The 12,670-nt window shown below is 69.3% G+C and carries 12 protein-coding genes; 8 read left to right on the top strand and 4 right to left on the bottom strand.

Going from position 1 to position 12,670, the window contains the following annotated elements; translation table 11 throughout:
- Positions 1-23: 23 nt before the first annotated feature.
- The 3 genes from lolD to LK996_RS01280 are packed head-to-tail and all read right to left on the bottom strand — an operon-like array spanning position 24 to position 2,425.
- The gene (gene lolD / locus LK996_RS01290; RefSeq protein ID WP_230525371.1) at positions 24-716 is read right to left on the bottom strand and encodes a lipoprotein-releasing ABC transporter ATP-binding protein LolD; all 693 of its coding nucleotides are present in this window, start codon (positions 714-716) and stop codon (positions 24-26) included.
- Positions 709-1,950, bottom strand: a complete 1,242-nt coding sequence (locus LK996_RS01285; protein ID WP_230525370.1) for a lipoprotein-releasing ABC transporter permease subunit — start codon at positions 1,948-1,950, stop codon at positions 709-711. Before LK996_RS01285 ends, lolD begins: the two co-directional genes overlap by 8 nt.
- 7 nt (positions 1,951-1,957) lie before the next feature.
- Complete coding sequence (locus LK996_RS01280) at positions 1,958-2,425, bottom strand: protein YgfX (protein WP_230525369.1); 468 nt, start codon at positions 2,423-2,425, stop codon at positions 1,958-1,960.
- Between the two features lie 224 nt (positions 2,426-2,649).
- On the opposite strand from LK996_RS01280, the gene LK996_RS01275 reads away from it, so the two are divergent.
- The 8 genes from LK996_RS01275 to LK996_RS01240 all read left to right on the top strand — a co-directional run bounded on the left by LK996_RS01275 (position 2,650) and on the right by LK996_RS01240 (position 11,653).
- The gene (locus tag LK996_RS01275; RefSeq protein WP_230525368.1) at positions 2,650-3,063 is read left to right on the top strand and encodes a hypothetical protein; all 414 of its coding nucleotides are present in this window, start codon (positions 2,650-2,652) and stop codon (positions 3,061-3,063) included.
- 187 nt (positions 3,064-3,250) lie between these two features.
- Positions 3,251-5,494, top strand: coding sequence for a DNA internalization-related competence protein ComEC/Rec2 (locus LK996_RS01270; RefSeq protein ID WP_230525367.1), 2,244 nt, complete (start codon positions 3,251-3,253; stop codon positions 5,492-5,494).
- Between the two features lie 3 nt (positions 5,495-5,497).
- Positions 5,498-6,178 (top strand): MotA/TolQ/ExbB proton channel family protein, encoded by a 681-nt coding sequence (locus tag LK996_RS01265; RefSeq protein WP_230525366.1) that lies wholly within the window; start codon positions 5,498-5,500, stop codon positions 6,176-6,178.
- Positions 6,179-6,182: 4 nt separating this feature from the next.
- A complete protein-coding gene (locus LK996_RS01260) occupies positions 6,183-6,626 on the top strand; it encodes an ExbD/TolR family protein (protein ID WP_230525365.1) in 444 nt (147 codons plus the stop codon).
- Positions 6,623-8,377 (top strand): lipid A export permease/ATP-binding protein MsbA, encoded by a 1,755-nt coding sequence (gene msbA, locus LK996_RS01255; protein ID WP_230525364.1) that lies wholly within the window; start codon positions 6,623-6,625, stop codon positions 8,375-8,377. Before LK996_RS01260 ends, msbA begins: the two co-directional genes overlap by 4 nt.
- Positions 8,374-9,372 carry a tetraacyldisaccharide 4'-kinase gene (gene lpxK, locus LK996_RS01250; protein ID WP_230525363.1) on the top strand — a complete coding sequence of 333 codons (999 nt, stop codon included), beginning with the start codon at positions 8,374-8,376 and terminating at the stop codon, positions 9,370-9,372. The genes msbA and lpxK overlap by 4 nt, the downstream gene beginning before the upstream one ends.
- Positions 9,369-10,163, top strand: a complete 795-nt coding sequence (gene kdsB, locus LK996_RS01245) for a 3-deoxy-manno-octulosonate cytidylyltransferase (protein ID WP_230525362.1) — start codon at positions 9,369-9,371, stop codon at positions 10,161-10,163. Before lpxK ends, kdsB begins: the two co-directional genes overlap by 4 nt.
- 77 nt (positions 10,164-10,240) lie before the next feature.
- Complete coding sequence (locus LK996_RS01240) at positions 10,241-11,653, top strand: hypothetical protein (protein ID WP_230525361.1); 1,413 nt, start codon at positions 10,241-10,243, stop codon at positions 11,651-11,653.
- 63 nt (positions 11,654-11,716) lie between these two features.
- Here the strand turns inward: LK996_RS01240 and LK996_RS01235 are convergent, their stop codons facing one another.
- On the bottom strand, positions 11,717-12,604 hold the full coding sequence (locus LK996_RS01235; protein ID WP_230525360.1) for a transporter: 888 nt from the start codon (positions 12,602-12,604) through the stop codon (positions 11,717-11,719).
- Between the last annotated feature and the right edge of the window lie 66 nt (positions 12,605-12,670).

Here is a 12,670-nt window from a genome sequence, read left to right as displayed (position 1 = left end):
CGAACTGGGTGGCGTGTCCTGCGTCAGACCTCGCTCGGCGCCACTTCCCGCAACTTGCCTTCATGCAGTTCGAGCACGCGATCCAACTTGCGTGCGAGTTTGCGGTCGTGCGTCACCAGCACCAGGCTCGTGCGCTGGGCGTGGTTGAGGTCGAGCATCTGCGCGAAGACGTGCGCGGCGGTCTTCTCGTCCAGGTTGCCGGTGGGCTCGTCGCCGAGGACGCAGGCGGGCTTGTTCACGAGCGCGCGCGCGACGGCCGCGCGCTGGCGTTCGCCGCCGGAGAGTTCGCCGGGCTTGTGTTCGAGGCGATGGCCGAGGCCGACGGATTCGAGCAGGTCCTTCGCGCGCTTCCGGGCATCGGGGATGTGCGTGCCGTTGAGCAGCACCGGCAGCATGACGTTCTCGAGTGCGGTGAACTCGGGCAGCAGGTGGTGGAACTGGTAGACGAAGCCGAGTGCACCATTGCGCAGGCGACCGCGCTCGGCGTCGGACAGCGTGCTCATCTGCTTGCCCGCGACCCACACTTCGCCCGCGGTCGGCACGTCGAGGCCGCCGAGCAGGTGGAGCAGGGTGCTCTTGCCGGCGCCCGAGGCGCCGAGGATCGCGACGGTCTCGCCTTCGGCCACCGACAGGTGCAGGTCGTGGAAGACGTGCGTGCGCAGCGATCCTTCCGCGTAGGTCTTGGCGAGGCCATCGGCGCGCAGGACTTCATTCATAACGCAGCGCCTCCGCCGGGGCCGTGCGCGCGGCGCGCCACGCGGGATACAGGGTCGCCAGGAACGCCATGCCGAGGGCGACGAGCGCGATGATCGTGACGTCGTCGGCGTTCAATTCGGTCGGCAGGCCGGTGATGTAGTAGACGTCCTCCGGCAAAAGCTGCACGCCGAGCACGCGCTCGATGCCGTGCAGGATGTGGTCGAGGTTGAGCGTCAACGCGATGCCGCCAACCACGCCGAGCACGGTGCCGATGATGCCGATCAGGCTGCCCTGCACCATGAACACCTGCATCACGCCGCGCGGCGTGAGGCCGAGCGTGCGCAGGATCGCGATGTCGGCCTGCTTGTCGGTCACCAGCATCACCTGCGAGGACACGAGGTTGAACGCGCCCATCGCGATCAGCAGCGAGAGCAGGATCGCCATCACCGTCTTTTCCATCTTCAGCGCGCGGAACATGTTCGCGTTCTCGCGCGTCCAGTCGCTCACGCTGTACGGGCCGGGCAGCTTGAGGGCGAGGTCGCGCGCGACGTCGAAGGCCTGGTCCATGTCGTGCAGGCGCAGGCGCACGCCGGTGACGCCGTTCCCCATGCGCATCAGGCGCTGCGCGTCCTGCATGTTGACGACGGCCAGGCCCTTGTCGAATTCGTTGTAGCCGGCCTCGAACAGGCCGCTGACGCGGAAGCGCTTGAACTGCGGCATCGCGCCCATCGGCGTCGCCTGCAGGTCGGTCGTGAGCACGACGCTGTCGCCGACGTTGACGCCGAGCCACATCGCCAGCTCGCGGCCGAGCACGATGTTGAAGCTGCCCGGCGTGAGCGCATCGAGGCGGCCGGACACCATCTTCTCGCCCAGCACCGACACCTTGCCTTCCTGTTCCGGCACGATGCCGCGCACGATCGCCGGTTGGTTGCGCGCGCTGCGCAGCAGGCCCTGCGTCTCGATGAAGGGGGCGGCGCCGGCGATGCGCGGGTCGCGATTGGCCAGGTCCACCGCGTGCTGCCAGTCCACGAGCGGCTCGCCGTAGCCGCTCACGGTGGCGTGCGCGGCCATCTGCAACATGCGGTCGCGGATCTCGCGCTGGAACCCGCTCATGACCGCGAGGGTCGTGATGAGGGCCGTCACGCCGAGCGCGATCCCGAGGATCGACGCGAGCGAAATGAAGGAGATGAAGCCGTTGCGGCGCTTGGCGCGCAGGTAGCGCAGGCCGATGGCGACGGGGATGGGTTTGAACATAAGCGGCCTATCGTCGCATCTCGTGCCGTGAACGGCGAGAGGCGGCGCGCCGGCGAGTTGGCTCCGGGACATCGAGCGCGAGGCGCAGGGCCCGGCGGGCGCGCGGACCGAGGGTGTCGGGCCAGAAGGACAGCCAATGCGTGCGGCCACCTGCGTCGCGCACCGACAGGTACGCCAGCGAACCGCGCCAGAGCAGGTGGGCGCTTTGGATCTGCATGGTGTCCAGGGTCATGGTTCCGTCGGCCGAGCGCTCGAAGACCCTCGGCGGGCGTCGATGTTCCCGGAAGGAGGAGGCGAGACCCCAGCCGACGCTGGCGATCGCCAGGGGCAGGCCGATGGTCGGCGGCAGGTCGGAAGCGAACGACGCGAACGCACCCGCGCATCCCAGGAGCGCCAACGCGGCGACGACGTATCGCGAAGGGCGCCAGGTCAGCTGCAACGTGGGCGATGCGTTCGACATCACGATTGCGTCCATGAAGGAGTGTGCGGCAAAAGCATGCAGCAACGCGCCGATCGCATCTGTCGGATTTCGCCGCGTGCTTGTGTAGGGGATTGCTGACGAGGGGAAGGCTCTCGTTTCCGGCTAGGCAAGCTTCGTTCGTGACGTGCGATGCGACCCCCGGAAGCTCGCGACGCTGCAGTCTGTCGAGAACTTCTTGCCCGTTCCATGCTGTCTCCATCGAACGAAGGAGACGCGCGATGAGCATTCCACGCGAAGAGCACGACGCGAAGATCGGAGCGCTGGAAGCGCGGATCGATGGGCGAATGAAGGAAATCGAGTCGGGATTGCAGTCGATGCGGCAGGACTTCCGTGAGTTTCGCAACGAAATCCGCTCGAGCGTGCTGGAGTTTCGCAAGGAGCTTCGCGAGAGCATGCGCCTCGCGATGGTCATGTTCGTCACGATTCTCGTCGCGATCGTTTCTACCGGGATCACGACGGCCGTGGCATTGCACCAGAGCATGGCAAGCTCCGTCGACAACCTGCTCGCCGCGTTCGACACGGGCAAGTCGATGCAACCCAGCATCCATGTCATCCCGCATGCGATCTCGCCCGTGCACGAGCGACAAGCCGCTGCAGCGCCGGTCGGCCAACGTGGCGAGCACAACGAGTAATGCCGGTGCGGCAGGGACGCCGCGACGAGGCAGGATCAGCGAGGATCGGCCTGGTGCCCGGTGCGAGGGCGCTCGTTTTGGGCACCGTTGTCGCGTTGCTGGCCCCGTGGTCGTTGCCGTCCGCTCTCTCCGTCGCCATCGCGGCGGCGGGCATGACGCTCTGGATCGGTGTGGCGCGGTGGCGCTGGTGCAGCATCGTGCCCGCCTCGCGACGGCACTCGCGATCGCGTTGCTGGGCTTCGCGCTCGCCGCCGCGCACGCATCCTCGTCGATGGGGCTCCGCTTGCCGCCGACGCTCGAACGCGAGGACATGCGCGTCCGTGGCCGCATCGTCGACTTGCCGGTGGAAGAGGGGCGCCGCACGCGCTTCCACCTGCGCGTCGACGACGACGCGACGCAACACGCCGACCTGCGCGGCCGGCTGCTGCGCCTGTCCTGGTATGGCGGACGGGTCGACGACGCGCCCGCGCTTCCGCGCGTGCATGCCGGGACGCGATGGGAGTTCGACGTCCGCCTGCGCGCGCCGCGTGGCCTCCGCAATCCGGGCTGGTTCGACGCCGAGCGACACGCATTCGCGCACCGGCTCGCCGCGACGGGCTACGTGCGCAATCCGTCGGCCGCGCATGCGCTCACACCGCCGCACGGCCTGCAGGCATGGCGCGCGAACATGGCGGAGCGAATCGACGTGGCCGTCGCCGACCCCGCCGCGCGCTTCGTCCGCGCCCTCGCACTCGGCGACACACGCGGCCTCGACGATGCGGACTGGGCAACGCTCCGCGCGACCGGACTGACGCATCTCATCGCGATCTCGGGCTTCCACGTCGGGCTCGTCGCGGGCTTCTTCGCGCTGCTCGCATCGTTCGCATGGCGCGTCGTCCCCGCGATCCCCCGCCATCTGCCGCGTCCGATCGCCATGGCCATCGTTGCCGTCCTCGGCGCCGCGCTCTACACCGCAGTCGCCGGCTTCGCGCTCCCGACGGTGCGCACGACGCTGATGATCGCCGCCGTCGCCGCGGTCCGTTGTGCGCGCCGCGCGCATGCGTCGTTCGATGCGCTCGCCGTCGCGGTGATCGCGATGGTGGTCGTCGATCCGTTGTCGCTCCTCGGCGCGGGCTTCTGGCTCAGCGTGTGCGGCGTGGCTTGGCTGTTGTGGTGCCTGCCGCGCGTCGACGGCGGCATCGTGCGCACCTTCGCGGCGGCGCAGGCGGTCGCGACGATCGGCTTGCTGCCGTTGACCGTCGCGTTGTTCGGCCAGGCATCGCTCGCCGGCCCGCTCGCGAATCTCGTCGCGATCCCGTGGTGGAGTCTCGTCGTGGTTCCGCTCGCGCTGCTCGGGACGGGGCTCGACGCGCTCCATGCGGGCGCGGGCGATTGGGCGTGGCGCATCGCGGCCGCGGCATTCGACGCCACGTGGCCCGCGTTCGTCGCGCTGGGCGAAAGTCGCTTCGCATTCGCATGGTTGCCCGAAGCCCGCTGGTTCGCCTTGCCGATGGCGGCATTCGCTGCGTTCTGGTGGTTGCTTCCGCGCGGCGTGCCCGGCAAACCGATCGCGGCCCTGTTGTGGCTGCCGTTGTTGTGGCCGTCGCGCGACCTCCCGCCGCACGGCGCGTTCCGCATGGACATGCTCGACGTCGGGCAGGGGCTGTCGGTCCTGGTGCGCACGACGTCGCACGCGGTGTTGTTCGACATGGGCCCGGCCTCGCACGACGGATACGACGCGGGCGAGCGCGCCGTCGTTCCCGCGTTGCGTGCGCTCGGCGTGCGCGCGCTCGATGTCGCGATCGTGAGCCACGGCGACAGCGACCACGCGGGAGGGTGGCCATCGGTGCGCGACGCGGTGCCGGTCCGCGAGGTCCATGCGCCCGAAGGCAGCCCGACAGGATCGACGTCGCATTGCCTCGCCGGCCGCGAATGGACGCGCGACGGCGTCCGCTTCCGTTACCTGCACCCGACCCCGCATTTCCCGTACCTCGGCAACGACGCAGGCTGCGTGCTGCGCATCGAAGGCGCGCATGGCGCCGCGTTGCTCACCGGCGACATCGGCGAGGTGGTCGAACGCACGCTGGTGCGCACGAACGCACGCGCAGACCTGCGCGCCGACGTGGTGCTGATCCCGCACCACGGCAGCGAGGGCTCGTCCGATCCCGCGTTCATCGCCGCGACCGGCGCCCGCTTCGCGTTGGTCGCCACCGGCGCGGGCAACCGTTTCGGCCATCCGCGCGAGGAAGTCGTCGCGCGCTGGTGCCGGTCCGGCGCCCGGGTCCTGGGCACCGCCGACGGCGGCGCCCTGCGCATCGACGCCGGCCCGCGGGGCGTGAACGTGGCCTCGCGCCGCGCAACCCACGCGCGGCTTTGGGACGCGGTGCCCCGGTCGGCCCGGAATGCTGGGCTATGCTATCGGCCGAATGACGGGCCGGGCCCGGAGGAGTGAGACGTGCTGGAACTCGTGCGCGCTGGCGGTTGGCCGATGATCCCGCTGCTGCTGTTGTCGGTGATCGCCCTGGCCATCATCGTCGAACGCTTCTGGAGCCTGCGGCGCAAGGCCGTCCTCCCGCCGGGCCTCGGCGAGGAAGTGCGGGCCTGGGCCGCCCGCGGCCGGATGGAAGCCGGCCACATCGATTCGCTCCGTCGCAACTCGCCGCTCGGTGCGCTGCTCGCCGCCGTCCTCGACGTGCGCCACCGCACCCGCGAGGAAATCCGCGAACGCACCGAAGATGTCGGCCGCCACCTCGTGCATCGCATGGAGCGCTTCCTCAACACGCTCGGCACGATCGCCGCCGCCGGCCCGCTGCTCGGCCTGTTCGGCACCGTGGTCGGCATGATCCAGATGTTCCTCGGCATCCTCGACCACGGCATCGGCGACGTGAACCAGCTCGCGGGGGGCATCGGCAAGGCGCTCGTGTGCACCGCGGCCGGCATGATCGTCGCGATCCCCGCGCTCGCGTTCCACCGCTATTTCCGCGGCAAGATCGCCGCGTACATCGTGGACATGGAACACGAGGCGATCCAGCTGATGGATGCGCTCGACCCGCGCGCCGCCGCCGCGCAGCGCGCCGCCGCCGCGTCGAACGCACCGAATGCCGCGCCGGCGCGCGCGACCGCGAGCGTCGACTGACCGCATGCGCATCCGCGACCATCGCGAAGACGACACGCCGGAGATCAACCTGATCCCGCTGATCGACGTCGTCCTCTGCCTGATCATCTTCTTCGTCGTCACCACCACGTTCGACGCGCGCTCGGTGCTGAAGCTGCAACTGCCGCAGGCCAACGGCCAGCCGGCCGAATCGCAGACCAAGGCCATCAGCCTGCTGGTGAACGCGGAAGGGCGTTACTTCATCGACGATCGCGAAGCATTGCGCACCGACGTCGAGTCGCTGAAGCAGACCCTCGTCGAAATCGCCGGCACCGATCGCGAACGCCCGGTGCTGCTGCGCGCCGACGGCCGCACGCCGCACCAGTCGGTCGTGACCGCGCTCGACGCGCTCGGCCAGCTCGGCTTCTCGAAGGTGTCGATCGCCACCGCGCCGCCGGTGCAGTCCGCGCAGGCCAAGGCCGCCCCATGACCGAGGGCAAAGCCCCGACCCCGGCGCAGACGTACCGCCGACTGCTCGGGTTCGCCAAGCCGTATCGCGCGTGGCTCGCGGTCGCGGCGCTGGCGATGCTGCTCGAAGCGGCGGCCAGCTCCGGCATCTCGCTGCTGCTCAAGCCGATCATCGACGGCCTCGCCGATCCGGCGGACTTCAAGATCTGGCTGCCGGTGCTGATCGTGCTGCTGTTCGTCGCGCGCGGCTTCCTGGGCCTGGCCGGCGATTACACGATGGCGCGCGCGGGCCGCGGCGTCGCGCGCGACCTGCGCCTGCTGCTGATGCGCAAATACTTCCGCTTGCCGGGCGAACGCTTCGACGCGGAACCCGTCGCCTCGATGCTGACGCGCCTGGCCGGCGACACCGAGCAAGTCGCGCAGGCCGCGGTCGACGCACTGAAGGTGATGATCAGCGCGAGCTTCATGACCATCGCGATGATGGCCACGATGCTCTACACGAGCTGGCGCGTGACGATCGCGCTGCTGCTGCTCGCGCCGGTGCTGGTGTGGGCGATGAACAAGGTGGGCGGGCGCTATCGACGCATCAACCACAGCATCCTGGAGAACGCGGCCGACATGCTGCAGTCCGCCGACCAGGCGCTGCACGGCCACCAGGAAGTGAAGATCTACGGCGCGCAGGACGCGGAGATCGGCCGCTACGCCGACCAGACGAAGCAGAACATGCAGCTCGCGCTGAAGGTGGAAGTCACGCGGGGGTCGCTGTCGCTGTTCGTGCAGGTGCTCGGCGCGATCGGCATGGCCGTGCTGCTGATCCTCGCCGCGCGCGAAGCCGCCGCGGGCCGGCTCACGGCGGGCGGCTTCACCGTGCTGATGACCTCGATGGTCGCGATCATCCCGCCGCTGCGCCAGCTGACCAACGTGCAGGCGATGCTCCAGCGCGGCGTGAATTCCGCCGAGCGCGTGTTCTCGGTGATCGATGCGCCGGACGAGCGCGACGTCGGCACGCAACCGTTGCCGCGCGCGAAGGGCCTGCTCGAATTCCGCAACGTCAGCGCGCGCTATCCCGGACAGACGCGACCGGCGATCGACGACATCAGTTTCACCGCGAAGCCGGGCACGGTCACCGCGATCGTCGGGCGTTCGGGCAGCGGCAAGACCACGCTGATCAAGCTGATTCCGCGCTTCTACGAACCCGAGTCGGGCCAGGTGTTGCTCGACGGCCACCCGATCGACGAATACCCGCTGAAGGATCTGCGCCGCCAAGTCGCGATGGTCTCGCAGCGCGTGATCCTGTTCGACGCGTCGATCGCCGACAACGTCGCCTACGGCGAAATGCAGGGCGCCGAATCCGGACGCCTCGCCGACGCCGTGCGCGGCGCGAATGCGATGGAGTTCGTCGAACGCCTGCCCGGCGGCATGGACACGCGCATCGGCGAACACGGCGGTCGCTTGTCCGGCGGCCAGCGCCAGCGCCTGGCCATCGCGCGCGCGATGCTGAAGGACGCGCCGCTGCTGATCCTCGACGAGGCCACCGCCGCGCTCGACAACGAATCCGAACGCCTCGTGCAGGACGCCCTCGAACACCTGATGCCCGACCGCACCACGCTCGTCATCGCGCATCGCCTCTCGACCATCGAGCACGCCGACCAGGTGCTCGTGCTCGACGAAGGCCGCCTGGTGGAGCAGGGCACGCACGCGGAACTCATCGCGAAGGGCGGCGTGTACGCGCACCTGCATCGCATGCAGTTCCGCGAGCCGGCCGAGGCATGAAGCAGGGCGGCCCGCCGGACTGGTGGTATTCCGATGCGCCCGTGCCGCTGGGCGCGCGCATGCTCGCCGCGGTGTACGGACGGCTCGTCGCGCTGCGGCACGCGCTGTATCGCCGCAAGTTCCTCGAACCGCAACGCGTACCGGTGCCGGTCGTCATCGTCGGCAACATCGCGATCGGCGGCACCGGCAAGACGCCGCTGGTCATCGCGCTGATCGAACGCCTGCGCGAAGCGGGCTGGAACCCCGGCGTCGCCAGCCGCGGCTACGGCCGCAACGACATCACGACCGCGCGCTGGGTCGACAAGGACACCGCGCCCGCCGACGGTGGCGACGAGCCGGTGTTGATCGCGATGCGCACCGGCGCGAAGGTCCGCGTCGACCGCGACCGCGTCGCCGCCGCGCGCACGCTCGCCGAAGCCGGTTGCGACATCGTCGTCTGCGACGACGGCCTGCAGCATTACCGCCTCGCACGCGACATCGAGATCGACGTCGTCGACACGCGACGTCACGGCAACCAGCGCCTGGTGCCCGCCGGCCCGTTGCGCGAACCGGTGGAACGCGCGGCCGAATGCGACTTCCGCATCGTCAACGTCGGCGGCGACGATATCGCCGCCGGCTTCGGCGAATGGGCGATGCGGCTGGTGCCGGGCGAAGCGCATCCGCTGGAAGGCGGCCGCCCGAAGCCGCTGTCGATGTTCGCCGGCCAACGCGTGCATGCGGTCGCCGGCATCGGCAACCCGGAACGTTTCTTCTCGATGCTGCGCGCGCAGGGCATCGCGGTCGTGCCGCATGCCTTCGCCGATCATCACGCTTACGTCGCTTCGGATTTCGAATTCGGCAGCCGCTTGCCGGTGCTGATGACGGAAAAGGACGCGGTGAAGTGCCGGGGTTTCTCGGATTCCGCGTTCTTCTCCATACCGGTGCGCGCCGAATTGCCGGAAGCGTTCTGGATCGCGTTGCTCGATCGCCTGCCGCCGCGGGGAGTCGCCGCATGACCACGCCCCTGATGTCCACGCCGGATTTCGTCGTCGCCATTCCCGCGCGCTACGCCGCTTCGCGTTTGCCGGACAAGCCGCTGCAACTGATCGGCAACCGGCCGCTCGTCCTGCACGTCGCGCTGCGCGCGCTCGCCGCCGGTGCGCGCGATGTGTGGGTCGCCGCCGACGACGAACGCATCGCGAACGTGCTCGAAGGTTGCGGCGTGCGCGTGGCGATGACGTCGCCCGATCACGCATCGGGCACGGACCGCCTCGCCGAATGCGCGCGCATCGCCGGCTGGTCCGACGACACGATCGTCGTGAACCTGCAGGGCGACGAACCGTTCGCGCCTGCGTCGGGTTTGCAGGCCGCGGCGCGCGCGCTGGCCGAATCGGGCGCGGAGATGGCGACGCTCGCGACACCGATCGAGGATGCCGCCGCGCTGTTCGACCCGAACACCGTGAAGCTCGTTCGCGCCGACGACGGCACGGCGCTGTACTTCAGCCGCGCGCCGATCCCGTGGCCGCGCGACGCGTTCGCCGACGACCGCAGCGTGTTGCCGCAGGGCGCACACTGGTTGCGGCACATCGGCTTGTACGCCTATCGCACGGGATTCCTGAAACGCTTCGCGTCGTTGGCGCCCGGTCGCCTGGAGCGCATCGAGTCCCTCGAACAACTGCGCGCCCTCGAAGCAGGCTTCCGCATCGCGGTCGCGTTGTCGCCGGAACCGTTTCCACCCGGCGTCGACACGCCCGAAGACCTCGAACGCGCGCAACGACATTGGGCCGCGACCACCGCGGGGCATTGAAGCCTCGGACGTCGTCACGCATGCTGCATTGCACCCTTGCCTAGACTGGCGAACGGGGTTGCAGGGGAGCAGGTTCGATGGGACGCGCGCTGGTACCGGGATTTCCTTCGTCACTGGATTGGCTCAACGCCACGCCGCCGAGCGGGGTCGCGTTGCGCGGCTGGCTGACGGTCGTCGCGTTCGTCAACATCGGTTCGTCGTGGTCGACGCAGGCGTTGCACGACCTGCAGGCGCTGCGCGCGCGCTATCCCGGCAAGTTCCGCGTGTTCGCCATCCACGTGCCGCGCTTCGACCACGAGCGCGATCCGCGCCGCGTGATGAAGCGCGCGCATCGCCACGGCGTGCGTTTCCCGATCGCGCTCGATTCCGATTGGGTCGCGTGGCAGCAGTGGGGTGTGCGGCATTGGCCGTCGATGGTGCTGATCGACGGCGCCGGTGAAATCGTGACGCGCCTGGAAGGCGGCGATGCGATCGCCGTGTTCGAAAAGCGACTGCAGGCGCTCGCCGATCAACCGGAAATGGAAGACGACGGCATCGTTGTGCATCGCGGGCGCGAACCGGAGATGCCGCTGCAGTTCCCGACCGGGCTGGCGGTGACGTCGCAATATCTCTACATCGCCGACACCGGCCACCACCGCGTGCTGGAGTGCAACCACGCGGGCCGCATCCTGCGCACGTTCGGGACGGGCGCCGCGACGCTCAACGACGGCGACGCCGCGCATGCGTCGTTCCATTCGCCGTGCGGGCTCACGTTGCAGCGCGACATGCTCTACGTCGCCGACAGCGGCAATCACGCGGTGCGCCGCATCAACCTGCGCACGGGCGACACCATCACGCTGATCGGCAACGGGCGCCGCGGCACGCCGACCGAAGGCCCGGTGCGCGATACGCTCGCGGTGTCGCTGGATACGCCGCGTGCGGTCGCGGTCGCGAACGACCAGTTGCACGTCGCGCTCGCCGGCGACAACACGGTGTGGACTTACGAACTCGGCAACGCGCAGCTGACGTTCCGCGCGGGGTCGGGTGCATTGAACGTGAAGGACGGCGTCGGGAAGACGGCCGCGTTCGCGCAGCCGGTCGCGCTCGCGGCCGTGCAGCAGACGCTCTACGTGTGCGATGCCGCGGGTTCGGCGATCCGTTCGCTGCAACTGCGCGACCAGGCGGTGCAGACGCTGTTGGGGCAGGGCGCGTGGACGTTCGGCCACGTCGACGGGCCGCGCAACATCGCGCAACTGCAGGAACCGCAGGCGATCGCGCTGGATCCCGACGCGCCGCTGCTGTGGATCGCCGACGCCGGCAACGATCGCCTGCGCAGCCTGCGCCTGGGCGGCGGCGATCTCGCGACGCACATGTTGCCGCAACCGTTGCACGGCCCCGCGGGCCTGGCCGTGGGCGCAGGCTCGGTGTGGATCGCCGACACCGATGCGCACGCGATCCTGCGCGTCGATCCGAAGACGGGCGCGGTGCAGCACGTCCCCGTCGGCGAGTGAAACAAAAACAGGGGTCAGAGCACCATTTCGCCTCGAAATGGTGCTCTGACCCCTGTTTTGCTCTTACCAGCGATGCTGCCAGGCCACGCCGATCGCATCGAAGTTGTTGCCGGTGCGCGCCGACACGCCGCTGCTCGCGCTGAACTTGATCGAGTTCGCGCGATCGATGGGGAGCGCGATCGTCGCCCCGACGCGCCAGTTCTGCTGCAGGTCGTTGTTGAGCACGCCGTTCACCTGCGAGCGCCCGCCGGCGAACCACGTGCCGTCGACCGAGAGCCACGTGCCGTTGGAAAACCCGTAGATCGCGTGTCCCTGCAGCGAGTACAGCGGATCCTGCGAGCGCGTGTTGCCGTTGAAGAATTCGTCGTTGTCGGTGAAGAACACGACCGCCGCCTGCGCTTCGAACGTCCACGGGCCCATCGCCTTCGACACGCCGATCTCCGGCTTGAACGACCACCGGTTGCTGCCGATGTTCACCGCGCGGCCCTCGTCGTACTGCGCCCACGGCGGCGAAACCTGCAGGCTCACGCCGACGATGACGTCCTGCTTCCAGTCGCGGAACTCCTCGAGCGACAACGCGGGCGCGCCATGCAGGTTGATCGACATGCGGAAGGCGCCGCGGCCGAAACCGGTCACGTCGCGTTCGATCGGATCGCCCTGGTAGAGCGCCGTGCCCTGCAAATGGGTGTAGGGCACGATGACATCGAACTTGCCCGACTTCCCCCACAGGTCGAGCGTGCGCGCGTAGGCGAAGACCGCACTGGTCGTCTCGATGCGGGCATCGGTGATGGGCACGGCGTCGAACGAGAGGCCGCCCTCGGTGCGCACCGCACCTGCGATGAAGAAGTTCACGCCGACCGGCGCATTCGAATAGGCGCGGGGCTCGATTTCCTGCGCGCGCGCCCCCATGGATGCGAATGGCAGCGATGCGAACAGCAGCGCGGCGATCACGGCCCGGTGAAGGAAGGCGGAACGTCCGGGGGATCGCACGTCGGTGCCCCTCTCCCTTGCGCAATA

The organism is Noviluteimonas lactosilytica, from assembly GCF_020866925.1.
Lineage (GTDB): Bacteria > Pseudomonadota > Gammaproteobacteria > Xanthomonadales > Xanthomonadaceae > Noviluteimonas > Noviluteimonas lactosilytica.
The sequence above is the reverse complement of the archived record's forward strand: the minus strand, read 5'-3'. Positions and strand labels throughout refer to the sequence as shown.